The sequence below is a fragment of the Pantoea sp. QMID4 genome (genome assembly GCF_030270445.1).
GTDB classification, from domain to species: Bacteria; Pseudomonadota; Gammaproteobacteria; order Enterobacterales; family Enterobacteriaceae; genus Pantoea; species Pantoea vagans.
The window spans coordinates 174,679-197,949 of sequence record NZ_BSXL01000006.1; the positions used below are offsets into that span (position 1 = coordinate 174,679).

Sequence of the window (23,271 nt, forward strand, 5' to 3'; positions counted from 1 at the left end):
ACGATGCTGGAGACGATTCGCAAAAATGGCGTCACGCTGGCGATTTTCGCCGCGATTACCACGGCCGCTACCGCTGTAGTGAATACGGTAACCAAGCCGACGGTAGAGCATCAGACCCGGTTACAGCAGAAAAATCTGCTGGATCAGGTGGTACCCATTGAGCTGTATGACAACAACATCCAGCAGGATTGTTACGTTGTCACGGATGCAGCGCTGGGTAACAGTGCGCCGCATCATCTCTTCCTGGCGCGTAAAGGCGACAAGCCAGTCGCGGCGGCACTGGAGACAACGGCGCCTGACGGCTATTCTGGTGCGATACAAATGCTGGTCGGTGCCGATTTCCAGGGTAAAGTACTGGGCGTGCGGGTGATTGAACACCATGAAACGCCTGGCCTGGGCGATAAAATCGAACTGCGCATCTCTGACTGGATCAACAGCTTTAATGGCAAAGTGGTACAGGGTCCGGCGGATAAAGCCTTTGCGGTTAAAAAAGATGGCGGTGACTTCGATCAGTTTACCGGCGCCACCATTACCCCACGCGCGGTGGTCAATGCGACGAAACGCACCGCGCTGTTGATGAAAACGCTTCCGGAGAGACTCTCTTCGTTACCGGCATGTGGAGACACAAATGAGTGAAGCTAAAAGTCTGCTGGTTGGTGGATTGTGGAAGAACAACTCGGCACTGGTGCAGCTGCTGGGCCTCTGCCCGCTGCTGGCGGTCACCGCGACCGCCACTAACGCGCTGGGTTTAGGTCTGGCTACCACGCTGGTGCTGACCCTGACCAACAGTTTTATTTCCGCCTCGCGCCGCTGGGTGCCGTCGGAAATCCGTATCCCGATTTATGTCATGATCATCGCCTCGGTAGTGAGCTGTGTGCAGATGCTGATCAACGCCTATGCCTACGGTCTCTATCAGTCGCTGGGGATTTTTATCCCGCTAATCGTAACCAACTGCATCGTGGTGGGCCGTGCTGAAGCCGTCGCCTCTAAAAGAAGCATCCCGCTCTCGGCGCTGGATGGCTTTGCCATCGGCATGGGCGCAACCTGCGCCATGGTGGTGTTAGGTTCGCTGCGCGAAATTATCGGCAGCGGTACGCTGTTTAACGGTGCCGATCAGCTGCTTGGCCCGTGGGCGAAATCGCTGCGTATTGAAGTGGTTCATTTCGACTCGCCGATGCTGCTGGCGATGCTGCCGCCTGGCGCGTTTATCGGCCTGGGCATGATGCTGGCGTGCAAATACCTGATCGATCAGAAGATGAAACAGCGTGCAGCGATGCGTGCTCAGGCGGCTGAAACCGCAGCTCTTCAGAACACCGTCGGGAAAGCGGTGTGAATCAGACCAAACGCACTGAAATCCTCCACCGGCTGCAGCAGAACAATCCGCATCCGACCACCGAACTGAATTTCAGCTCGCCGTTTGAGTTGCTGATTGCGGTGCTGCTTTCGGCTCAGGCGACCGATGTCAGCGTGAACAAGGCCACCGCAAAGCTCTATCCGGTGGCCAACACACCTGCTGCGATGCTGGCGCTGGGCGTGGATGGCGTAAAGGAATACATCAAAACCATCGGCCTGTTTAACAGCAAAGCGGAAAATGTGATTAAGACCTGCCGCATTCTGCTGGAGCAGCACAACGGCGAAGTGCCGGAAGACCGTGCAGCGCTGGAAGCCCTGCCCGGTGTGGGCCGTAAAACCGCTAATGTGGTGCTCAATACCGCCTTTGGCTGGCCGACGATTGCCGTTGATACCCATATTTTTCGCGTCAGTAACCGTACGAAATTTGCGCCAGGTAAGAATGTGGAAGAGGTGGAACAGAAGCTGCTGAAAGTGGTTCCGGCCGCCTACAAGGTCGACTGTCATCACTGGCTGATTCTGCACGGCCGCTACACCTGCGTGGCGCGTAAACCGCGCTGCGGCTCCTGCCTGATTGAGGATCTCTGCGAGTACCCCGACAAAGTCGAGTGATCCCACTCATGACTGACCCGGTGCGGCGGGTTTTTATTGTCTGCCTGTGCCCGCTGCGTGACGTCTTCTGCGCGATCCCCCTTTTCATCGCGCTTTGTGACGCGCCGAAATACCGCCACAGCTTGTCAGGTTGTTACATTGGTGTTGATGATAAAAAATCGCCGCCCCTGCCGATAAGAAAATGTTATGACACGGCGAGTAACGTAATGAGCAAAAGCCCTTCAGCAGAGAGGCATTCGCTGCGCCTGTTTCTGGCGCGCCTCTGGCCGTATCCGCTGGCGGTGAGCAGAAAGCATGTAATGTTAGCCGGACTGGGTGCGGGCATTGGTCTGGTACTGACCAGCCTGCTGAGCCACTGGATGCTGGGCGAACTTAACCTCTGGTTCGTCGCCCCGGTTGGCGCATCAGCTGTCCTGCTCTTTGGTTTGCCTGCCAGTCCCCTGGCGCAGCCGTGGGCGATAGTCGGCGGCAACAGCCTGTCTGCGCTGGCAGGCGTCACCGTCAGCCAGTTGATACCCGATCCGGCCATCGCCTGCGGCGTACAGAAGAGATTGCGCAGCGCCGTCAGTTTAGCGGCTGAAGCCTGCCTGTTGCTGACGCATCCTGTTCTGCCGGCACGCTCCGCGTGGCCGAATGACACACAAAGTTGATCGCCGCCACAGTTTTGCTCAGCCGCTTCGCCTCGCCTTTACGGTAACATATTGATAACACAACCCCCCAGGCCGGACGCCCATCCGGTCCTGGGCAGATGCCCATAGAGCCCGCCTTATCAGCGCCCTACACTTTGCTCTTCTTTACGTTTCTTATGAGGAAGAACGATGGATAGCGTCTTATCTCCGCAACACGATGAGCTGATCGCCTCCGCCATCAAAAAATTCTTCACCCATATCATCCCGATGCTGGTGGTGATGCTGATTATTAATCAGATCGACCGCGCCAACATTGGCTTTATTAAAGCCGAACTGCGCACGGATGCCGGGATCAGCGCCGCCGCCTTTGGTCTGGGTGCGGGCCTCTTTTTCATTGGTTATGCGCTGTTTGAAGTGCCGAGCAATCTGATGATGAAGCGCTTTGGCGCACGCGTCTGGCTGACACGCATCATGATTACCTGGGGATTGGTGGTGGTCCTGACCGGATTTGTCACCTCACCCATTCAGTTTTACCTGCTGCGCTTCTTGCTCGGCGTCGCCGAAGCGGGCTTCTTTCCCGGCGTGCTGTTCTATTTCCGTCAGTGGGTGCCGAATGCCTGGCGCGGTCGGGCTACCGCGATGGTCCTGAGCGCCACGGCTGGCGCCTTTCTCTTCTCCGGGCCAATCACGGGTGCCATCCTGATGATGCACAACTTTCTGGGAATAGCGGGCTGGAAATGGGTCATGTTCCTTGAAGGCGGAGCCTCTGTGCTGGTCGGGATCCTCGCCGCCTGGGTGCTGGTGTCGCGTCCCGCTGATGCGCGCTGGCTGAATGATGCAGAGAAACAGGCGCTGGTGCAGCAACTGAACAGTGAAGAAGCACTGCGCGACGCGTTTAACCGCGAGCCGGGCAAAATGTCGCTGTTACGCAATCGCAGCCTGCTATTCTTCTGCGCAATCTTCTTCACCATGACCATGACCGGTTATACGCTGGTGTTCTGGCTGCCGCAGATTATTCAGCGTATTCAGGGCTTCAGCAGTTTTGGTATCGGGATTCTTACCGCTGTGCCATGGCTGTGCGCCATTGTCGCCATCAACCTGCTGAGCCGCTTTTCAGACCGCCACCGTGACAAACTCGATAAAGCGCTGGGCGTTGCCATGCTGGTCGCCGCTTGTGGCACTTTTATGGCCACGCTGGGTTCCCCATGGTTTGGTTTCCTTGCGATGATCGTGGCCTGTATCGGCTCAAAAGTCAGCGCCACCTTTTTCTGGCCAATGCCGCAGGGAGAACTGCCCGCCTCGATTGTCGCACCGGGCATTGCGCTGGTGAATTCTGTTGGCAATCTTGGCGGCTTCTTCGCACCGACGGTGTTTGGCTATCTGGAGATGAAGACCGGTTCCACTACCGGCGGCCTCTATGCGCTGACCAGCGTTTCGCTGCTGACCGGGCTGTGGCTGCTGCTGCGCCGCAGGCCATCCCCGCCTTCCCTTGATCCTATGGAGAATCACCATGTCAGACAGTCCAGTCATTAAAACAATGCGGGTGGTGCCGGTCGCCGGGTATGACAGCATGCTGCTGAACATTGGTGGCGCGCATAACTGCTACTTTACCCGCATTCTGGTGATCCTGACCGATTCCGCAGGCCGTACCGGCGTTGGCGAAAGTCCCTGTCACGCTTCGACGCTGGCGCTGCTGGCACGTTTTCGATCGCAGATTGAGGGCAGCGAACTGCTGCGGCTGAATGCGACGATCGCCACGCTGTTTGCCAGTGACGCACGCCATCAGCAGACCGCGCATACCGATGACATCCACATTCCGCAGATGAACCCGGAGAAGTTCTACAACGCCACCGCGGCGATTGAAGCGGCGCTGCTTGATTTGATGGGCCAGCACCTGAATCTGCCGGTTGCCGAATTACTTGCCAGCGGCAGGCAGCGCGATCGGGTGCCGGTGCTCGGCTATCTGTTCTATATCGCCGACCGCAACCTTACCAGCATGAACTATCAGGCAGGCCAGTCTGGCGGTGATGCCTGGCTGCAACTGCGTCATGAAAAAGCGATGGATGCGCAAGGCGTCGTGCGGCTGGCTGAAGCCGCAGCGGAACGCTATGGCTTCCGCGACTTCAAACTCAAGGGCGGCGTACACCACGGCGAAGTGGAGGTTGAGACGGTCAACGCCCTGCTGCAACACTTTCCGCAGGCTCGTGTCACGGTCGACCCCAACGCCAGCTGGTCGCTGGACGAAGCCATTTATTATGGTAAACAACTGGCGGGCCGCATTCCCTATCTGGAAGATCCCTGTGGCGCGGAACAGGACTACTCCGGCCGGGAAACGCTGGCCGAGTTTAAACGGGCCACCGGTATTCCGGTTGCCACCAATATGATCGCCAATGACTGGCGACAGTTTCAGCATGCGTTACAGCTTAATGCTATCGACATTCCGCTGGCCGATCCCCACTTCTGGACGATGCGCAATGCGCATACCGTGGCGCAACTCTGTCAGGAGTGGGGGCTGACCACCGGCTGCCATTCAAACAACCACTTTGATGTGTCTCTGGCAATGGTGGCGCATCTGGGGGCGGCTGCACCCGGCGATCGTCTGACGGCCTTTGATACGCACTGGATCTGGCAGGATGGACAACAGCTGACGCAGCATGCACCGCAGATTCGGGATGGGCATCTGGAACTGCCAGAGGGGCCAGGGCTGGGCGTTACTCTGGATATGACGCGGGTTGAAACGGCACATGCACTTTACAATTCGCTGCCGGATAAAAATCGTAACGATGCGCTGGGCATGCAGTTTCTGATTGAAAACTGGTCGTTTAACGCCAAACGCCCGGCGCTGCTGCGCTGAAGAACAGCAGTCTGTGACAGTGTCACAGACTGCTCACTTTCTAGCGTTGTGCCAGCGCCGCCTGCATCCAGGCGACGACCAGCGGAGACTCTTTCTCCTGCAGCGCAGCGCGTTCTGACTGGAACAGGGTGGCAACAAAGAAAGGATGATCCGGCAGCTCCACACCGCGTACGTCCCCCGCGTCATCCCAGGCAGTAATACGCAGGGTGTTATCGTCCAGCGCCGCACTGAATTCCGGGTTGACGCCAAAGTTACAGTGATAGCCTTCATCGCTGTCCAGCGTGCCGTAGGCCGCAGCAATACGTGAACCGGGTTCGAACCTGACCGCGCCGCGCTGCTCCACCAGCGAGCAGCTCAGCGGCGCTATGACCCTGCGCCCGCCTGTATCGGTTTCGGCATGACTCGCATCGTGCCAGCCCAGTACATTGCGCGCATACTCGATGACCGCATACTGGAATCCCCCGCACGAACCCAGAAAAGGTTTTCCGCTTTCCCGCGCCCAGCGAATGGTGTCAAAAATGGCCTCATCATTATTGTAGGGACTGCCAGGCACAACCCAGACCGCGTCACTGCGCCTGAGATTGGATTCAGCGAGTTTTTCGCTGGCAATCCATTCCGCTTTAACCGTAATGTTAAGCCAGCGGGCAGCACGTTCAATAGCAAGAGGAATGGCCTGATGGGCAACCGCATCGGCGCGGTAGTCACCAGCCAGAGATAACTGCAGGGGAGACGACATAAACAGATCCTTCCTGGGGAAATTGAAAGGTTACAGGAATGTTAATTTCAAGTCGAGCATTCTGAAAACCACGTCATAATGCTGCCACTCAATACAGGGAGCATCCCCCCTTCACCACAGCCTGCCCCCCATTTCTTCAGCGGAAACTTTTTGCCGGTTTTTGCTGACGACAGGCTTTTCAGCCTTCCTGCACAGCAATGCAATCGGTTTCTTATTTTGCTTACTGAATTAAATCGCTGGTTTGTGCTCTCGATCAGCAATTGTATGCTTTGCCGCCAAAGCAGACGCGTTAACGTTTACTTTTTCGTCATATTGCCTGCATAATGGCCTGAAACCTCCTGTAAATGCTGCTGATAAAATCTGCAGCAAACGTTTCATCTGAATTGTTCTCCGTTAGCAGTTAATGTTAAATTCATCCAGCACCTCGCTCGCATTCAGTTGATTTATACTGATCTGCTCTTTTTCATCAAAATTAAAATCTGATCAACAGTTTGTTATAAGGTTTTTAACTCTGGATTATCAGCGCAGGCCGGTTGTCAAAAAATTCTTGCCCTGCCGCCCGTAATCAGCCAAATTAGTCGCCGCTTTTCCCTTCTAATAACAATCTCGCGCATGAAAAACTCACATGACGCGGACTTAATTGCTGTCCCGAAACAGGGTATGAAAAACTGAGGTACATGTGTCAACTGCAAACAAACACACTGATGAGGCTGTCAGTCTCAATGCGTTTAAACAGCCGAAGGCGTTCTACTTAATCTTCTCGATTGAGTTATGGGAACGTTTTGGCTTCTATGGCCTGCAGGCCATTATGGCGGTTTACCTGGTGAAGCAACTGGGATTGTCTGAATCAGACTCCATCACCCTGTTCTCTTCATTCAGCGCGCTGGTTTATGGACTCGTCGCCATTGGCGGCTGGCTCGGCGATAAAGTGCTGGGCACCAAACGTGTGATTGTGCTGGGCGTGCTGGTACTGGCACTGGGTTATGCGCTGGTAGCATTTTCCGGTCATAACGTCAGCATCGTCTATGTCGGTATGGCGACCATCGCCGTGGGCAGCGGGCTGTTCAAAGCGAACCCTTCTTCGCTGCTCTCCACCTGCTACGAAAAAGATGATCCGCGTATCGATGGTGCCTTCACCATGTTCTATATGTCGATCAACATCGGTTCACTGTTTTCGATGATGCTCACCCCGTGGTTAGCGGCAAAATATGGTTACAGCGTTGCCTTCTCACTGTGCGTTATCGGTCTGATCATCACCCTGTTTAACTTCCTGTTCTGCAAACGCATGGTCAGGGATTACGGTTCTAAGCCCGACTTTGCACCGCTGCAGGTCGGAAAACTGCTGATGACGCTGGTTGGCGTCGTAGTACTGATCGCGCTGGCGAACTGGATGTTGCATCATCAGGTCATTGCGCGCCTGGTGCTGGCTGTGATTGCACTGGGTATCGTGCTGGTGTTCGCTAAAGAAGCCTTCGCACTGCAGGGCGCAGCGCGTCGTAAAATGATTGTGGCCTTCCTGCTGATGGTCGAAGCGATTCTGTTCTTCGTGCTCTATATGCAGATGCCAACGTCACTCAACTTCTTTGCTATCCGCAACGTTGAGCACCAGATTCTCGGCATTACCTTTGCGCCCGAGCAGTTCCAGGCGCTGAACCCATTCTGGATCATGCTGGCCAGTCCGCTGCTGGCGGCGCTCTACAACAAGCTGGGCGATAAGCTGCCGATGCCGCACAAGTTTGCCTTTGGTATGGTGCTCTGCTCCGCTGCGTTCCTGGTGCTGCCGGTGGGCGCGAAGTTCGCCAGCGATGCCGGTATCGTTTCTGTTAACTGGCTGATCCTGAGCTATGCGCTGCAGAGTATCGGTGAGCTGATGATCTCCGGCCTCGGTCTGGCAATGGTGGCACAGCTGGTGCCTCAGCGTCTGATGGGCTTTATCATGGGCTCCTGGTTCCTGACCACCGCAGGCGCGGCGGTCATTGCCGGTAAAGTGGCCAACCTGATGGCGGTGCCTGAAAACGTGACCGACCCGCTGATTTCGCTGGCGACCTACAGCCGCGTATTCCAGCAGATTGGTATCGTGACCGCTGTCATCGCTCTGCTGATGCTGATTACGGCGCCGTTACTGAACCGTATGACGCAGGATCCTGACGCGAAAAAATAACATGCAGGCGTCATCGCTGCCGTGACACGAATCAGCCGGGCTCTGCCCGGCTTTTTTATTGCTGACCCTTTCCCCTCATCGATCCCTGATCCTTATCACTGGTAATTCCACCCTGAGCCTTTACTATGCTGTGATCCCATTGCAACAAGGAGTACATGGTCATGAAACTGTTTTGCAAAGCAGGAGCCTGCTCTCTTTCTCCCCACATTGTTATGCGCGAATGCGGGCTGGACTTCACGCAGGTGAGTGTTGATCTGGCCACAAAACTCACTGAACGGGGCGATGATTTTCGCCAGATTAACCCTAAAGGCCAGGTGCCCGCGCTGCAGCTCAGCGACGGCACCGTGCTGACGGAAGGTGTTGCCATTGTGCAGTACCTGGCAGATCTCAAGCCCGATCGCCATCTGCTGGCACCGGTCGGCAGCCTGACGCGTTATCACACCGTGGCGTGGCTCAGCTTCATCGGCAGCGAGCTGCACAAAAGCTTCGGGCCGCTGTTTCGTCCCGGTTACTCCGATGAGGTGAAAGCACAGACGCGCAGCCAGCTGGAAGCGAAATTCCGCTATGTCGATGCGTCACTGCACGACAGACAGTGGCTGATGGGACTGCATTTCAGCGTGGCAGATGCGTATCTGTTTGTGGTGACGCGCTGGGCAAAAGCGCTGGGACTGGATTTGTCCGGCTTTACGGCGCTGGAGGCGTGGTTTGATCGTGTTGCGGAACGTCCTGCGGTGCAGGCGGCGCTGAAAGCGGAAGGCTTAGCCTGAGTCAAAAGGGCCGGTTAACCGGCCCTTTTGCTTTACAGCTTTTCTGCCGCGAAATGCTGCGTCGGACTGGCGATGGCATCCTGGGCCGCCACCAGCTGCAGCTCATACTCGCCCATCTGATGGGTTTTCAGCATCACCTCATAGACCGCTGCAGTGACGTGCTCCAGCGCATCCTGCAATGATTTGCCGTGCAGCAGATTCACCAGCAGCAGACCGCTGGTGAGATCGCCCACGCCGACCGGCTGACGCACACCGAAATCGACCAGCGGACGGCTGATGTGCCAGGCGTCTTCCGCCGTTACCAGCAGCATCTCAAAGCGATCGCTGCGACGACCGGCTCGTGCCAGGTGCTTCACCAGCACCACGCGAGGTCCCTGGGCAATCAGCGCCCGCGCAGCGTCGACTGCGGCGTCGACGTCGGTAACAGTGCGTTCGCTCAGCATCTCCAGCTCAAGCAGATTCGGGGCGATAATGTCGCTGGCCGGCATCGCCATCTTGCAGTGAAACTCCGCCACGCCGGGTGCCACAATGCAGCCTTTCTCGGGGTGACCCATCACCGGATCGCAGAAGTACCAGGCATTCGGGTTAGCTGCTTTGACCTGCCGAACAATCTGCAGAATCTGCTCGCCCTGCTCTGCCGACCCCAGATAGCCGCTCAGCACCGCGTCACAGGTCTTCAGGCGGTCAATATCCGCAATACCTTTAACGATGTCGGTTAGATGCGTTGCAGGCATCACCGTGCCGGTCCAGTGGCCATATTGCGTATGGTTAGAAAACTGCACGGTATTCAGCGGCCAGACGTTTGCCCCCAGGCGGCGCATCGGAAACTCAGCCGCCGCGTTACCGGCGTGACCAAAAACAACGTGCGACTGAATCGCTAAAATATTTTTCACTTGTTTGCCCTGTCCTGCCTTGCCATAAAAAAGGGCCGGAAACCGGCCCTGAAATCTTACTGCCAGTTGATCAGGCAGTAATGTTTCTTGCCGCGACGCAGCAGCGTAAAGCGGTTAAACAGTTTGTCGCTGTCGCTGAAGCGATATTCCGCATCAGACTGCTTTTCACCGTTCAGCGAAACGGCATTGGAGCCGATCATGGTGCGTGCCTGACCGCGAGACGGCACCAGCTCGGCTTTCACCAGCGCCTGCTGCAGATCGTCGTCAGCGCCCAGCACGATAGTGGGCATACCATCCTGCGCCAGTTGTTCAAAATCGGCTTCGGTCATGTCGCTTACGGAGCCTGAGAAGAGACTGGCCGTAATACGTTTTGCCGCCGACAGACCCGCTTCGCCATGCACCAGACGCGTTACCTGCTCAGCCAGCACATACTGCGCACGTGGCGCGGTGCCGCTGTTTTTGTCCTCTTCTTCCAGCGCATTGATCTCTTCAATGCTCATGAAAGTGAAGAACTTCAGGAAGCGATAGACGTCAGCATCCGCGGTGTTGATCCAGAACTGATAAAACTTGTACGGGCTGGTTTTCTTCGCATCCAGCCAGACTGCGCCGCCTTCAGTTTTACCGAATTTGGTGCCGTCAGACTTAGTGATCAGCGGAACGGTCAGGCCAAACACCTGGTTCTGATGCAGACGACGGGTCAGGTCGATACCGGAGGTAATGTTACCCCACTGATCGGAACCGCCAATCTGCAGCGATACGCCGTGACGCTCGTTCAGGCAGGCGAAATCATAGCCCTGCAGCAGATTGTAGGAGAACTCGGTAAAGGAGATACCCTGATCGTCACGGTTCAGACGCTGCTTCACCGCTTCTTTATTGATCATCTGGTTGACGGAGAAGTGTTTGCCGATATCCCGCAGGAAGGTCAGCACGTTCATGCCGCCAAACCAGTCGTAGTTATTGGCGGCGATGGCGCTGTTGCTGCCACAATCGAAGTCCAGGAATGGCGCCACCTGCTGGCGGATCTTCTCAACCCATTCGTTGACGGTGTCGCTGGTATTAAGTTTACGCTCTGCGGCTTTAAAGCTCGGGTCGCCAATCAGGCCGGTTGCACCCCCGACCAGCGCCACCGGCTGATGGCCGGCATCCTGAAAACGCTTCAGGCAGAGCAGCGGTACCAGATGGCCCAAATGCAAGCTGTCAGCAGTGGGGTCAAAGCCGCAATAGAGCGAAATTGGCCCCTGCGCCAGTTTCTCCGTTAACGCGTCTTCATCCGTCACCTGGGCAATAAGGCCCCTCTCCTGCAATTGTTGTATCAGGTTACTGCTGGTCATTACTGACTCCAAATTGATCAGACTGCACCTATGCTGGTACACAGCTTTCCGCTGAGTTGCGGAATCGAAAAAAATGAGGGCTATAGCATAAAGCGCTGACGTCTTCTGTGCCAGCGCTGATAGGGGGAAATCATGCAGATTCAGGGTGCCAGACGGTCAATTTTCCAGCCGTCGTGATCGCGCTGATAGATGAAACGATCGTGCAGACGATGTTCGCCTCCCTGCCAGAACTCCACGGTGTGAAATTTCACCCGGTAGCCACCCCAGAAGCTGGGCAGCGGCACGTCGCCCTGCTGGAACTTCTGCTTAAGCTCAAGGAACTTTCCTTCCAGAATGCCACGGGCCGAAATCCGGCTCGACTGCTTCGACACCCATGCCCCAATCTGGCTGTCGCGCGGACGGCTGTGGAAATATTTCAGCACCTCCAGCGGCGACAGTTTCTCCACTTCGCCCAGTACCATTACCTGACGATCCAGGTCGTGCCACGGGAAGTGCAAACAAATGCGCGGATTGTGCGCCAGCTGCAGCGCCTTACGGCTACCAAGGTTGGTGTAAAACACCATGCCCTGCGCATCAAAGTGTTTCAGCAGCACGATGCGCTGCCACGGCTGGCCCTGCTCATCCACGGTGGCTACAGTCATTGCCGTGGGATCAGGCAGTTTTGCCTCACACGCCTGGCTCAGCCACTGTTCAAACAGGGCTATCGGATCATCCGGCAGGTCCTTACGACGCAATCCGCCGCGGGTATATTCGCGCCGCAGATGGGAAATGGTGTGTAGCGTTTCGCTCTCGCTCATAATTCTCGCCTATTCAGATAAAGAGTCAGCTGGCAGGTTGCAGCTCACAATCGTTCACGACGATTTTATCGTTACGTTCGATAAATGCGCCGTTTCCTTTGGACCAGAACACATAGGTGTTGTCGCTGTAGCGCGCGCCGGAAGCGGATATCGTCTGCTTCAGCGTCAGGGGCTGGCCATCCATAATGAAGCTCACCTGCTCTTTCGCCTCATCCAGCGTCACGGTCAGAGGCAGGGTTCCGCAGCGATAGTGCAGGGTCTGCGGCGACGGTGGCTGTTTATGCATCAGGCTACAGCCCGAGAGCAGCAGCACCGCGGCAACGGTTAATCCTTTCAACATAAGCGGGTCTCCTTCACGAGTGAAGCTGGCATTATAAGAAGGATTTGGCGCGAAGTAAGTGGGAATCCACGCCAATCTGGTGGATGCTGTCAGGCAGCCTTAATTATTGCGCGTTTTCAGGCGGTTGTCTGAATGCACAGGCCGTGTTCTCAGGCTACGCTCTATAGATCCTAAGCGAGGAAGAAAAACATGAAATTTGATAACGAAGATGCATTTAAGCTGGCGGTGGCGTTTATGAACCACAAAGAGAATGCTACCGTCGCCAGCAGCTACTTTAAAACCTTTATCGACACCTACCAGAAATTTGACCGCTGGCTGAGCGCATCCGATCCGGTCAGCGCCATGAAAGCGGAAAAAGCGGCAGCCAAAGCCGGTGAAGACTCCATTCTTTGATCCCCTTCCTTACTGGCCCGATAGTCATCAGGATATCGGGCCTGCGGACATGATCAGCCGTTAACGCTGGTGCAGACGATTACCCCTTTGGCGACTCTGGCTTTGACAAAGAATATCTGCTCCGGCTGCCGTGCTTATTTCCTGTTTTCCTGTATTGGCGTCACGTTTATTCCGGCCTGGTAATGCCGCTGCTAAAACGGCATAAACAGCCGTGCACATTTGCAATAAATGCTATTCCCTGCCGTCATTCCTCAGAATCATCGCTACACCCCCCTTTTTTGTCTAAAAAACCGGCAGCGAAGCGTGACAGGACCAGCAAACTCTATAAAGCCGTCTATGCTGTAAATGTCTGGTTATACTTCATGGAGTTGAAAAAAAATGAAAATGAAATCCCTGTCAGCCATTGCTTTGCTGGCTCTTTCTTTAGGTACGCTGGCAGGCTGCGCCTCGAATCAGTCGATTAAGACCACTGATGGCCGCACCATTGTCACTGATGGTAAACCGCAGATCGATTCAGATACTGGCCTGGTTTCTTATCGCGATGCTCAGACAGGAAAAACTGAGCAGATCAATCGCAATGAGATCAGTAATATGAGTGAACTCGACAACTAATTTAAGGTGAATAAGATGAAAAAAGCGCTGATTTTATCTCTCGCCGCATTGATTGGTACGACCGTATTAACCGGCTGCACCCGTACCAGTTATGCGATTCAGACTAACGATGGACGCACCATTATTAGTGATGGCAAGCCTTCTGAGTCAGATGCTGGCCTGCTGGCCTATACTGACGCCAATGGCGTGAAGCAACAGATCAATAAAGCTGACGTTAAAGCGGTCTCTGAAGTACCGAAGAAATAAACCGGGCACTCCCGTCCAATTAATAAAGCCGCCCACGGGCGGCTTTATTTTTGTCTGCGCTTAGCACGACATGTGGCACGACCGAATTTCCTGGCCACCTGCCGATTTTAATCAGAAATATCCGTTATTCTTTGGCAAGAATATGGCAGGCAGCATGACAATAATTACGATTCACCTGCCAGTTACTTATCTGAATTTCAGGCAATCTTTATCTTTTTTAACCAGCTTAATAGCTCAGGCTGCTTTATCTGCAAAACAGACGTGTGCTTTTATTGTTTTTTATTAGAGACTTATCGCTTCGCTTAAAGGTTCACTTTATTTTTAAAAATTTAAACCGCGTTTATCGGCGTTTTCCGATCTTTTAGTCCGGATTGCCTTTAACTAGACTATTCATATCGTTATTCAATCAGGATGTCGCTGATGATTTACCATGATAAAATAATCGGTCACATGCTTCTTGGTGAAGCCGCAATCAATCTGGCGTTTGAAGAGCAGGAGATTACGCTGGTATCACTGATTCGCCAGTTGGGTGAAATGGCTGAAAACGAATGCAGCGATGAACGCGTCGCGCAGATTGCTGATGCACGCAACTGGCTCAAAGGCTTTATCGAGGCCTCAACGCGCGACCGCGCAGAATTAAACTGGCTGGTCGAGACCGGACAGGCGCCGATTTTCCTTAAAGATTATCGTTAATGCGCTGAATGATGGCGCTGTCGGTTCAGGGGCCAGGCCTCGCCTGGTGCCCTTCAGCTTTTCCCTGCACCATGCCAGTTTTTGCATTTTTCCTGTTTATCACTGAATGCTATGCAGATAGCACAAAAAACCCCTCTTCTGTGCTGAAATAGCTATACAGGCTTGCTTTTTTTGTATAACTTTGCCGCAAACTGATCGTTTTTCCCTCACCTGACAGGAAATCACCCATGTACCCGAACCAGAGACTGCCGCGGACGGCAGACGATATTGCCCGTTATTTTAATGCGGCAAGCCTGCCCTCACAGCAGGAAACGCTGGGCCAGGTGGTGGTGGAAATTCTGCATGCGGGCGGGAACGTAAACCGTAAATCGATCTGCACCAAACTTCTTCGTCGGCTGGAAACAGCATCTACGCTGGAAGATGAGCGCCACTACCGTGCTCTCATCAGCCTGCTGTTTGGCCGTTAAGCAGCGGACGCTCTCTGCCAGCGACTTCTGTTAATGTGTCAGCGGTTCCTTGCTTTCCGTCACCTGCTGTTGCAGCGGATGTTGCGCTGCGCGGGTTTCAAATCCCCCTGGGCAGCAAAGACAGAGCAACCAATAGCGGCCAGGAGTGTCAGTAAGATTGAGGTTTTCACGAAGCAGGCCTTAATTATTACGCTACAGAATAAAACGTAAAAGCCTGGCAAATAAACAGCGTCGGGAAAAGCGCACTGCAGACTTTCTCTGCCCGAAAAAACGCGGGCGGTGAAATACAGGTTTAGTGATTAACCTGCCCCGTAACGATTACCCCAGTACTTTTAATGCCAGCGCCAGCGTCTGCTGTTCGTTGGTTACATCGCTGACCTTGCCTGCAACCCGCATACCGTATGCAATGCAGAGAATTAAACCGGCTGCCGCTTCACTGTCCAGCGTGTTATCGATTGAGCCATCCCGCTGACCCAGCTCCAGCAGCGAGACCAGAAAGCGCTGATTACGCCGGACTACCTCATCAATACGCTGCGCCAGCGCCTGATCCATCGTCTGCAGTGCAATGGCGCTGGCAACGACCAGACAGCCGCGCCGCCCTTCGATAGCACGCGCCGAGTCGAGATAGAACTGCAACAGCTCGGTTATTTTTTCCCGTCCGCTAATACAGGGTGCCAGACGACGGCGCAGCTCAGTATTTCTGAGCAACAGATAACGTTCAAATACCAGCAGAAAGAGCGAGCGCTTATCTTTAAAGGCCTTATAGATGCTGCCTGCGGAGAGATTCATCGCCTCCCCCAGATCGCTTATTGATGTGGCGTGATACCCTTTTTGGCGGAATACGATCATGGCGTGATCCAGAGCCTGTTCAATATCGAACTCTCTGGGACGTCCCCGCTCTTTGTTTTTATGCGCTGTCGCTGTCGTGATCATTGTTACCGGTCTGGGAGGTACGTTTCTGTCAGAATCAGCCCGGATTCTATCGCAGGCATGGGTAACAAGTATAGAGAGCGGCACCGACGGATGTCCGTTTCTGTCATCTGATGATCAAGGGAAATAACCGGCTGGACCCTGCAACCCGACACAGGTTACAGGGCAAACCGGTCACGACTCATTCAGATAATAACGCGGTCTCTTTGCGGCGATCGGCCCGTCGCTGCCTGCGTTGCTGGGCGTTTATTTTGATGAGCCATAACATAAATTGCTTAATAAGCAGGCTGGCGTGGCTCTCATTGTCAGCAAAGCATAAAAAGAGTCGGGTTTTGATATTGCTGTTGTCGTCGACCGCATAAATCTCATAGTCGTCGTGGTAGCGGGAATGCATGATTGCTGTGAAATGTATTGCAGGCCAGAGCATTACTCTGGCTTCAAACTTTCTGAAATCCATTATATTTACCTGGTTATTTTTTTAAAACGCCCGATGAAAAACTACTTAATCGGGCCAGGCAAAGCATAACTTCCTGTCACTTTAATCGCGTGATAAAAAAGCTTTTAACAGACGCTGCTGCTACGTCAGCAACAGAGGGAGCCGGCCCCGCGCCTACTTAACCGCCGCCACCGGCAAATCCGCTACCCGTGTGGTATAGGCAGGCGACAGCATCTCGCGCTTCATCGCCCAGGCCTTGTTAATCCCCTGTCCGGCAAACCACAGTTTCCCGCTGCCGGTTTTGTTAATTTTATCCATCAGCTGCATCAGCTCCTGACTGTTACGGCGCGGCTGATGCTCATCAAACAGATCAAGCTGGGCCACGCCCTGACTGAAAAAATCCCCCAGCACAATGCCCGCCTTAATATAGCGATATCCCTTAATCCAGACGTTATCCAGACACGCCATTGCAACGTTGATGATGTCGCGGGTGTCCTGCGTCGGGATTAGCAACGTCTCTATAGACTGATTGCCATAAAAGGGTTCATCAGTTGCGTGCGGGCTGGTGCGCAAAAATACCCCTATCTGACGGCAATACTGATTCTCGCGACGCAGTTTCTCTGCCGCGCGCTCCGCATAGGCACAGACAGCTTCGCGCATCTGGTCATAATCGGAGATGCGGCTACCGAACGAACGTGAACACATGATTTGCTGCTTATCCGGTGTCACTGACTCCAGTTCCAGGCAGGATTCGCCACGCAGTTCTCTGACGGTACGCTCCATCACCACGCTGAACTGTTTGCGAATAGACTCTGTGCTTTGGTCGGCCAGATCTTTCGCCGTTATGACGCCCATAGCGTTAAGCCGTTTGCCGATCCGGTGCCCCACGCCCCAGACCTCAGCCACATCGATCAGTGACAGCAGCTTTTTCTGTCGTTCGGGGTCCGATAAATCAACAATGCCGCCGGTTTTGCTCCACTTTTTGGCCGCAAAATTCGCCAGCTTGGCCAGCGTTTTGGTCTGTGCAATGCCGACGCCGACGGTCAGATGGGTCTCTTTGCGGATCCGTTCTTTGACCTGACGGCCAAAGGTTTCCAGCGCCATGCAGTTATGCACGCCGGTAAGATCCATAAACGCCTCGTCGATCGAGTAGATTTCTACCGAGGGGGCCATCTCTTCGAGGATGGTCATCACCCGATGGCTCATGTCGGCATAGAGCGCGTAATTTGAGCTGAAGACCTGTACCGCGTGACGCGTCAGCTCTTCGCGCATTTTAAAATAGGGCGCGCCCATTTTAATGCCAGCTTTCTTTGCCTCGGCGCTGCGCGCGATCACACAGCCGTCATTGTTCGACAGCACCACCACCGGTTTGCCTTTCAGATCGGGCCGGAAAACAGTTTCGCACGACGCATAAAAGCAGTTCACATCGACCAGCGCGAACATGGTCAATGCGTCGATTTAATAACAAAGGTCACAACCCCAAACACCTCCAGCGTATCTTCGGTCTGGATAGCGATCGGTTTAAATTTGGTATTCATCGGCATCAGTTGCAGGCAGGGATGAAGCTGAAGACGTTTAACGGTAAATTCACCGTCGACGGCGGCCACCACGATATCGCCGTGTGAGGCGGTGAGCGAGCTGTCGACCACCAGCATATCACCATCGTTAATGCCCGCCTCAATCATCGACTCGCCGCTGACGCGGACAAAATAGGTGGCGCTGGGATGCTGCACCATCAGTGCATTGAGATCGATACGTTGTTCGACATAATCCTGCGCCGGGGAGGGAAATCCGCACGGCACACGTTCGATATAAAGCGGTAAAGGCATAACGGCGCGAATGTCCGCAGGTTTAATGAATTCCACAATTTCACTCCTTTCTCAGATTACTGTATATAAATACAGTAATAGCTAATCCCCCTTTTAATCAAGTGACACGGAACATTTTTAAGCAAAGGAGTTGATGGTAATGCATTTTTTTAACCCTCTTTTTTCTCACTGCTGTGAGAGTAAGCGGAAACCGGTTACTTTTGCCGCAGCACGGGAATATCAGCGTTTTTTTCTTTCAGTAACTAATCTTATAAATTCACCCGCTGATTATTTTTACTTAAGGAAAATCTGACAACGTCTCTGTGGCATTTGCTGAGGTTTGAATATTCAGAGCAGGCTGGTTATTCTGCCTTTTTTAAGGCCTGGAGGGGTTATGGCGGACGACGATCGAATTAAACATCTGGAAGAGGCAGTTGCGCAGTTAACAGTGGAGACCACGGTATTAAAAGCGATACTCGGTCAGCAAATTGCGCTGAATAATCTCAACTACAAAGGGAAGTTTGACGATGTGCTGGCCGCCCTGGCAAAAGAATATGCCGGACGCGGTCTGGAGGAAGGCAACAATCAGGCAATCCATGACGCTCTGCGCGAGTATATTAAATATGAGCCACCCGCAATGGAATAGGACTTTCCGGCAGCGTCCGCTCACCGGACGTTACCGGCTCCTGAACACTGCCATCCCCTGATCTGCCCCGTCCCCGGGTTAGTGTTTACGCCTGGCTATCACTTTCCAGCGCATCCTGAATCGCATCGGCCAGATTACCAATTTCATTTGCCACGGCCTGCAAATCCCAGGAGGCTTTTGAGCCGGTTGCTGACGTTGAAGCGCTAACGGACTCCTTTGCCACTGACAGCGCCGCTGCCACAGCCACTGAACGTTTATGTTGTTCCTGAGTCACGCCCGCAGGCGGAATCGCAAAATAGTCGTGAACCATGATCATTTCCTTGTGATGAATAAGGGCTCAACCTTAGCCTTCTGCATCAGGCGTGGGAAGTGAATTATGTGGCATGACCTGTCAGGCGGACAGGATTGCAGCAGCCGTGTTGTATTATCCGCTTTTCCTGCGCAAAAAACCTGTACGGCCTGTACAGGTTTTTTGCTGAAATCTCTGTCTGAACGGCTGTTGTATCGTTTTCGCACGGCGGAAAAAAGAGGCGTTACGCACCAGCGGACGCGACCATCCTGCGAAAACAATCCATTAACACACTGAATTAACTCAGATAAACACTAAAAATCCGACACACTTCCGTTGTCTGCCTGCCCCTCAACACCTCTGACCAGTGATCTTTTGTCAAATTTTATTGTACAACTTTGCCGTTATTGTATAACTTTATCTCGTGATGTTAAATCACTTGTAACGAGCGTGCTTTGCACCGCATCTGAAGGTGTTGTGGATTTCCACCTTCAGATGCAATTTTTTTGCGTCAGCCGGTTACCGGATCGGAATCGACGCATTCCTCCCCAATTTCTTATGAGGCCTGACATGCAAACAACGATGAATACAGAGTCTCAGATTTCTGATTACTTCATGAACTCTGGTACAGCGCTGACTACTGAAAAACAGGTTATCGCCGCGGTCCATGCTGAACTCGCACGCGCCAAAGCCCATGTCTCCGATAAAGACATCGTGCTGGGCCTGATTCACCGTCTGGAGAGCGAGCGCGACGTGGTTAAGCAGGATATTTACCGTCAGGCTCTTGAATATGTTCTGCAGCGTGCAACGGCTACCAGCGAAAGCTAAAAACCTGTGTCTGTCATGACGGAACGCGAATTAGCACGGATGCTTTTTCACTACGGAATCGGCCCCTTTTACAAAGGGGCTTTTTTATTGCTGCTGCACTGCATCACCCGCCTCTTTTTTACCTCCCGCATAGCCTGCCCTGCCGGGCCACATATAGCTCTGCTATCTGCCGGTTTTGCCGTTTATTTCACCTTAAATTGCGATTAATTGGTCTTGGTTCGCTTTATTTATCCGCTAACTGTGTACAGGCGTTTTCTGCATCCACGGTAAGCACAGACGAGAAAAAGAGCCGCTACCCGGCAATGCCCGTCCCGGCTCCGGTGCGCAGTCAGAGCAGATTGACGGCGTTACGCCACCGAAACCTTGATTGCCCGCCTGTCAGGGATCGATGCCCTGACAGGTTTTTCCCATCTTTTTATGGAGGAGTCATCATATCATCCACTCAGCGTCCCCATCCCCCTTTCGAAGAGCAGCAGCAGACGTGGCCCGGCAGTACCGCCGCAATGCAGCCACAGCCCGATCATGGTGAAGAAAGTGATCAGGGTTCAGGCCGTCTGGCGGGTAAAAAAGCGATTATTACCGGCGGTGAGTCCGGCCCTGGCCGGGCCGTGGCGATTGCTTTTGCCCGGGAAGGGGCTGACGTGCTGATCTTTTATCTTGATGAGCATGAGGATGCGCAGGATAACGCACGACTGGTTGAGGTCGCCGGTCAGAAAGCGATGATCCCGTCGGACATGCCGGTTGAACGGTTGAAAAACTTTGGCAGTGAAGTACCGCTGCAGCGTGCCGGTCAGCCTGCTGAGCTGGCACCCACCCATGTGATGCTGGCCAGTGATGAAGCCAGCTACATTTCCGGGGCCACCATCGCCGTCACGGGCGGCGTCGCGATTATTTAACGTCCACCGATTCCCTGGCCCTTTCGGCCAGGGGATCCTTTAGCAGCTTCTGCGCGACGCCCCACTGCCAGAGTGGCTCCCGCGCCAGATTTTTCATTTTCACTTCGCACATGATGTCGAAAGCCTGAAACGACAGCGCCCACCCATTCAGCGTCGGATTGAAGAAGAAGTCAGAGTGCGCCCGCAGTTTGCTTTTGCTCACGCCCAGTTGCTGTTGATCGGGCCAGCCCTCCTGCGGAATAATCCCCTCCTGCGAAATCGAATAGTGCAGCACCGGCCGCACGCCGCGCCAGGAGTCGATCACCCTGGCCACACGCGCGTCATCCGGCTGAATAAACTCGCTCTCTTTCACCCAGTGATGGTGGATATCCAGCACGACCGGACAGAGCGGTGCCGCCTGCAGCACATCATCCAGCGAGCAGGAGATCTCATCATTCTCAACCGTCAGCATCAGCCGCGCTTCCGGGCTGAGCTGATTAAACGACCGCTTAAAGCCATCGAACCCCGCCTTGCCGTTCATATGAATGTTGATTTTAAAATCCTGGAAGGTCTTGCCGTAGCCCATCAGACAGGCGCAGAGCGTGTGATATTCCACATCCTCCAGTGCGCGCACTACCACATCGGGATTATCGGAAGCCAGCACGGTATATTGTCCCGGATGGAAGGAGAGCCGGATATCATGCGCCCGTGCCAGCTCGCCACAGCGGGCAAACAGCGGATAAAGCTCAGGCAGGAATTCCGCAAACAGCGGCGTCGCTTCGGGCACCGTGTAAAGTGGCAACAGATCGCTGCCGATACGCATCATTCGCAGCGGCGGCGGTAACGTGGCCAGATGCTCAAGCGTCAGGTAGAGATTATTGAGATTGGTAACGGTGATCTCATGAACCAGCTGATGACGTTCAGCGTGCGGTAAACTCAGAAATCGTTTACGGGTAGTCGCGCGAAACGGGAAAAACTGTTTGCCATCGCTATTGAGATACTTACATGCAAAACCTAATTTCATGACTGCTCCTGATTAATGCTTATCAGAAGTGTAACAGGCCTCTGACGACCAGCCAGTCGCGGGCCACAGCGGCAGTTTGAATAATGACAGGGAGAGAGACTATGCAGGGTCACACGATCCAGCGCATCGCTATCGACGCGGCTGAACGGCTGCCCGCCGCCGAATCAGGCTATCCATTCGGGCCGCAACATCAGGTTTATAAAGTGTGTGAAAAAGTGTTTTTACTGCTGACCGAACTGCGGGGCGTGCCGATTATCACCCTGAAATGCGAACCGCAGCAGGCGGAGCTGCACCGGGTGATCTATCCCTCGATCACTGCCGGTTACCATATGAATAAGCGCCACTGGATTACGGTTTATCCCGGCGACGGTCTCTCACCAGGCCTGATTCAGCAGCTGGTTGAAGCGTCATATCAGCGGGTGGTACGCGGCATCCCCGCCTCACGCCGCCCGGTGTGGGTGGGATAAAGATTGCGAAAGGTAATAATGAAAACCCGCTGTGGCCAGCGGGTCATCCGATCCCGCCCCGGCACTCAGTGGTGCAGCATCTCATCCACCACCTGTGCATTCGTCATCTGGTAAGGGTAATAGGTCGGCCAGTTGTCCATCTCCGCCAGCAGGGCCTGCTGAGACTGGTTGCCCATAAAGATATGGAAATGGGCGGACTTACGCGGCCCGATGGTGTGGTCGCTGAACTGCACATATTTCGGCGCCTGACTGCTGGCGTCCTGGCACTCGAACAGGTAGCGTACCCCTTTCTTCCCGGAGGTATAGGTCAGGATTTTGTAGCCTGCATAGTGATAGTGGCAGGCGCTGACCTTATCGCCGACGTGGAACTCCATTACGCCATTTTCAATTCCAATAGTATCGACGTCGGTAGCGTAGCCTTTGCGATAGTAGGCCTTGTACTGTTCTGCCGTTTTACTGTTGTTCTGCTGCGCTTTCTTCTGCCAGACCGGGTCCAGTTCGCCGCTCTGCAGCAGCGGATAGACCGACTGCCAGATTCCGTCCCAGTCAGAGAGCGGACGATCTTTCACATCGCTGTCAGCGAAAACCCCTTCAGCCGCCTTCTGCTCCATCGCTGACAGCGGTTTTCCATGGGCATGCGTACCATGTGCCAGCGCCTGCTGACTGATTAACAGCGCGCCGACGATTCCCATCCATTTACCTGCATGATTTTTCAAAGCCTGATCCCCGATTAATGTAACAGCCAGAAATGTTATGATATAACATTTCACAATTCAACCCCGATGAACATATCCTCGTGTTAATTTTATTTAATGGTCAGGGGCCTCTTCTGGCACATCACACCCGCCAGTGACGAGCAAACCTGTCGTAACACAAAAGTGGGTTGTCGCTATAGCGGGCGCGGACTGACAGGCCGCTAAGCCAGACGGCACAGAGTGTGAATAAGCGAAGCGATAATGCGGGCTGAGAGATAAGCGCGCGTTTTGAACCCGATAAAAAAGGCGCTGCGGGGTGGTTTAAATCGCGGATTTAACCTCAGCATTGTTCAGGTTGTTCTATATTTAGTGTCGCCGAATGTAAAATAACA

At 54.0% G+C, this 23,271-nt stretch carries 30 protein-coding genes and 2 pseudogenes; 19 read left to right on the forward strand and 13 right to left on the reverse strand.

Annotated elements, in window-relative coordinates; all coding sequences use genetic code 11:
* The first annotated feature begins 3 nt into the window (after window positions 1-3).
* The 6 genes and pseudogenes from rsxG to QSK07_RS14945 all read left to right on the forward strand — a co-directional run bounded on the left by rsxG (window position 4) and on the right by QSK07_RS14945 (window position 5,445).
* Window positions 4-636: an electron transport complex subunit RsxG gene (gene rsxG / locus QSK07_RS14920; RefSeq protein ID WP_098053044.1), complete on the forward strand. Its 633-nt coding sequence runs from the start codon at window positions 4-6 to the stop codon at window positions 634-636.
* Entirely contained in the window at window positions 629-1,333 is a 705-nt protein-coding gene (locus QSK07_RS14925; protein ID WP_285721850.1) for an electron transport complex subunit E, read from the forward strand. The genes rsxG and QSK07_RS14925 overlap by 8 nt, the downstream gene beginning before the upstream one ends.
* Entirely contained in the window at window positions 1,330-1,962 is a 633-nt protein-coding gene (gene nth, locus QSK07_RS14930; protein WP_003849001.1) for an endonuclease III, read from the forward strand. The genes QSK07_RS14925 and nth overlap by 4 nt, the downstream gene beginning before the upstream one ends.
* Before the next feature lie 206 nt (window positions 1,963-2,168).
* Window positions 2,169-2,567 (forward strand): annotated as a pseudogene (locus tag QSK07_RS14935) (HPP family protein); the annotation flags it as partial.
* A gap of 213 nt (window positions 2,568-2,780) precedes the next feature.
* Window positions 2,781-4,124, forward strand: coding sequence for an MFS transporter (locus tag QSK07_RS14940; RefSeq protein ID WP_285721851.1), 1,344 nt, complete (start codon window positions 2,781-2,783; stop codon window positions 4,122-4,124).
* Window positions 4,102-5,445, forward strand: a complete 1,344-nt coding sequence (locus tag QSK07_RS14945; protein WP_285721852.1) for an enolase C-terminal domain-like protein — start codon at window positions 4,102-4,104, stop codon at window positions 5,443-5,445. Before QSK07_RS14940 ends, QSK07_RS14945 begins: the two co-directional genes overlap by 23 nt.
* Window positions 5,446-5,485: 40 nt before the next feature.
* Here the strand turns inward: QSK07_RS14945 and QSK07_RS14950 are convergent, their stop codons facing one another.
* Both QSK07_RS14950 and QSK07_RS14955 read right to left on the reverse strand, forming a co-directional pair.
* Window positions 5,486-6,181 (reverse strand): CTP synthase C-terminal region-related (seleno)protein, encoded by a 696-nt coding sequence (locus QSK07_RS14950; RefSeq protein WP_285721853.1) that lies wholly within the window; start codon window positions 6,179-6,181, stop codon window positions 5,486-5,488.
* A 228-nt stretch (window positions 6,182-6,409) separates the two neighbouring features.
* Complete coding sequence (locus tag QSK07_RS14955) at window positions 6,410-6,559, reverse strand: hypothetical protein (RefSeq protein ID WP_275245593.1); 150 nt, start codon at window positions 6,557-6,559, stop codon at window positions 6,410-6,412.
* Window positions 6,560-6,860: 301 nt separating this feature from the next.
* Between QSK07_RS14955 and dtpA the strand changes: the two genes are divergently transcribed.
* A complete protein-coding gene (dtpA, locus tag QSK07_RS14960; protein ID WP_098050672.1) occupies window positions 6,861-8,342 on the forward strand; it encodes a dipeptide/tripeptide permease DtpA in 1,482 nt (493 codons plus the stop codon).
* Window positions 8,343-8,503: 161 nt separating this feature from the next.
* Window positions 8,504-9,109, forward strand: coding sequence for a glutathione transferase GstA (gene gstA, locus QSK07_RS14965; protein ID WP_285721854.1), 606 nt, complete (start codon window positions 8,504-8,506; stop codon window positions 9,107-9,109).
* A gap of 32 nt (window positions 9,110-9,141) precedes the next feature.
* Here gstA and pdxY read toward each other — a convergent pair whose 3' ends face one another.
* From pdxY to QSK07_RS14985, 4 genes are all read right to left on the reverse strand, one after another.
* The gene (gene pdxY, locus QSK07_RS14970) at window positions 9,142-10,002 is read right to left on the reverse strand and encodes a pyridoxal kinase PdxY (RefSeq protein WP_061062385.1); all 861 of its coding nucleotides are present in this window, start codon (window positions 10,000-10,002) and stop codon (window positions 9,142-9,144) included.
* A 56-nt stretch (window positions 10,003-10,058) separates the two neighbouring features.
* Complete coding sequence (gene tyrS / locus QSK07_RS14975) at window positions 10,059-11,333, reverse strand: tyrosine--tRNA ligase (protein ID WP_285721855.1); 1,275 nt, start codon at window positions 11,331-11,333, stop codon at window positions 10,059-10,061.
* Window positions 11,334-11,473: 140 nt separating this feature from the next.
* Window positions 11,474-12,130: a pyridoxamine 5'-phosphate oxidase gene (pdxH, locus tag QSK07_RS14980; RefSeq protein ID WP_285721856.1), complete on the reverse strand. Its 657-nt coding sequence runs from the start codon at window positions 12,128-12,130 to the stop codon at window positions 11,474-11,476.
* A gap of 25 nt (window positions 12,131-12,155) precedes the next feature.
* A complete protein-coding gene (locus tag QSK07_RS14985) occupies window positions 12,156-12,470 on the reverse strand; it encodes an MliC family protein (protein WP_285721857.1) in 315 nt (104 codons plus the stop codon).
* 189 nt (window positions 12,471-12,659) lie between these two features.
* On the opposite strand from QSK07_RS14985, the gene QSK07_RS14990 reads away from it, so the two are divergent.
* The 5 genes from QSK07_RS14990 (at window position 12,660) to ycgZ (ending at window position 14,881) form a co-directional block, all read left to right on the forward strand.
* On the forward strand, window positions 12,660-12,863 hold the full coding sequence (locus QSK07_RS14990) for a hypothetical protein (RefSeq protein WP_061062381.1): 204 nt from the start codon (window positions 12,660-12,662) through the stop codon (window positions 12,861-12,863).
* A 378-nt stretch (window positions 12,864-13,241) separates the two neighbouring features.
* Window positions 13,242-13,475, forward strand: coding sequence for a YgdI/YgdR family lipoprotein (locus QSK07_RS14995; RefSeq protein WP_010245442.1), 234 nt, complete (start codon window positions 13,242-13,244; stop codon window positions 13,473-13,475).
* A 15-nt stretch (window positions 13,476-13,490) separates the two neighbouring features.
* Window positions 13,491-13,721, forward strand: a complete 231-nt coding sequence (locus QSK07_RS15000; RefSeq protein WP_285721858.1) for a YgdI/YgdR family lipoprotein — start codon at window positions 13,491-13,493, stop codon at window positions 13,719-13,721.
* 420 nt (window positions 13,722-14,141) lie between these two features.
* Window positions 14,142-14,414 carry a hypothetical protein gene (locus QSK07_RS15005; RefSeq protein ID WP_098050680.1) on the forward strand — a complete coding sequence of 91 codons (273 nt, stop codon included), beginning with the start codon at window positions 14,142-14,144 and terminating at the stop codon, window positions 14,412-14,414.
* A gap of 227 nt (window positions 14,415-14,641) precedes the next feature.
* On the forward strand, window positions 14,642-14,881 hold the full coding sequence (gene ycgZ / locus QSK07_RS15010; RefSeq protein WP_098050682.1) for a regulatory protein YcgZ: 240 nt from the start codon (window positions 14,642-14,644) through the stop codon (window positions 14,879-14,881).
* A gap of 318 nt (window positions 14,882-15,199) precedes the next feature.
* Here ycgZ and QSK07_RS15015 read toward each other — a convergent pair whose 3' ends face one another.
* From QSK07_RS15015 to umuD, 4 genes are all read right to left on the reverse strand, one after another.
* Window positions 15,200-15,814 (reverse strand): TetR/AcrR family transcriptional regulator, encoded by a 615-nt coding sequence (locus tag QSK07_RS15015; RefSeq protein ID WP_033732552.1) that lies wholly within the window; start codon window positions 15,812-15,814, stop codon window positions 15,200-15,202.
* Between the two features lie 178 nt (window positions 15,815-15,992).
* Window positions 15,993-16,268, reverse strand: a complete 276-nt coding sequence (locus tag QSK07_RS15020; RefSeq protein WP_285721859.1) for a hypothetical protein — start codon at window positions 16,266-16,268, stop codon at window positions 15,993-15,995.
* A 153-nt stretch (window positions 16,269-16,421) separates the two neighbouring features.
* Window positions 16,422-17,690, reverse strand: coding sequence for a translesion error-prone DNA polymerase V subunit UmuC (gene umuC, locus QSK07_RS15025; RefSeq protein ID WP_285721860.1), 1,269 nt, complete (start codon window positions 17,688-17,690; stop codon window positions 16,422-16,424).
* A gap of 2 nt (window positions 17,691-17,692) precedes the next feature.
* Window positions 17,693-18,112, reverse strand: coding sequence for a translesion error-prone DNA polymerase V autoproteolytic subunit (gene umuD / locus QSK07_RS15030; protein ID WP_098050688.1), 420 nt, complete (start codon window positions 18,110-18,112; stop codon window positions 17,693-17,695).
* Window positions 18,113-18,449: 337 nt separating this feature from the next.
* Between umuD and QSK07_RS15035 the strand changes: the two genes are divergently transcribed.
* Window positions 18,450-18,701, forward strand: a complete 252-nt coding sequence (locus QSK07_RS15035; protein ID WP_285721861.1) for a hypothetical protein — start codon at window positions 18,450-18,452, stop codon at window positions 18,699-18,701.
* 85 nt (window positions 18,702-18,786) lie between these two features.
* On the opposite strand, the gene QSK07_RS15040 is transcribed toward QSK07_RS15035, so the two are convergent.
* Window positions 18,787-19,011, reverse strand: a complete 225-nt coding sequence (locus QSK07_RS15040) for a hypothetical protein (RefSeq protein WP_033732545.1) — start codon at window positions 19,009-19,011, stop codon at window positions 18,787-18,789.
* A 549-nt stretch (window positions 19,012-19,560) separates the two neighbouring features.
* Between QSK07_RS15040 and QSK07_RS15045 the strand changes: the two genes are divergently transcribed.
* From QSK07_RS15045 to QSK07_RS22960, 4 genes and pseudogenes are all read left to right on the forward strand, one after another.
* Window positions 19,561-19,818: a biofilm development regulator YmgB/AriR family protein gene (locus tag QSK07_RS15045; protein WP_098050697.1), complete on the forward strand. Its 258-nt coding sequence runs from the start codon at window positions 19,561-19,563 to the stop codon at window positions 19,816-19,818.
* A gap of 15 nt (window positions 19,819-19,833) precedes the next feature.
* Complete coding sequence (locus tag QSK07_RS15050) at window positions 19,834-20,025, forward strand: hypothetical protein (protein ID WP_285762117.1); 192 nt, start codon at window positions 19,834-19,836, stop codon at window positions 20,023-20,025.
* 221 nt (window positions 20,026-20,246) lie between these two features.
* Window positions 20,247-20,555 (forward strand): annotated as a pseudogene (locus QSK07_RS15055) (NAD(P)-dependent oxidoreductase); the annotation flags it as partial.
* Window positions 20,553-20,714, forward strand: coding sequence for an SDR family oxidoreductase (locus QSK07_RS22960; protein WP_502921723.1), 162 nt, complete (start codon window positions 20,553-20,555; stop codon window positions 20,712-20,714). The pseudogene QSK07_RS15055 and the gene QSK07_RS22960, both read left to right, overlap by 3 nt.
* On the opposite strand, the gene QSK07_RS15060 is transcribed toward QSK07_RS22960, so the two are convergent.
* Window positions 20,707-21,717, reverse strand: a complete 1,011-nt coding sequence (locus QSK07_RS15060) for an apurinic/apyrimidinic endonuclease family protein (protein WP_285721862.1) — start codon at window positions 21,715-21,717, stop codon at window positions 20,707-20,709. The genes QSK07_RS22960 and QSK07_RS15060 overlap by 8 nt on opposite strands.
* A 101-nt stretch (window positions 21,718-21,818) precedes the next feature.
* On the opposite strand from QSK07_RS15060, the gene QSK07_RS15065 reads away from it, so the two are divergent.
* Entirely contained in the window at window positions 21,819-22,184 is a 366-nt protein-coding gene (locus QSK07_RS15065) for an MmcQ/YjbR family DNA-binding protein (protein ID WP_275219523.1), read from the forward strand.
* A gap of 65 nt (window positions 22,185-22,249) precedes the next feature.
* Here QSK07_RS15065 and zinT read toward each other — a convergent pair whose 3' ends face one another.
* Window positions 22,250-22,900 (reverse strand): metal-binding protein ZinT, encoded by a 651-nt coding sequence (gene zinT / locus QSK07_RS15070; RefSeq protein ID WP_502921721.1) that lies wholly within the window; start codon window positions 22,898-22,900, stop codon window positions 22,250-22,252.
* Window positions 22,901-23,271 lie beyond the last annotated feature (371 nt).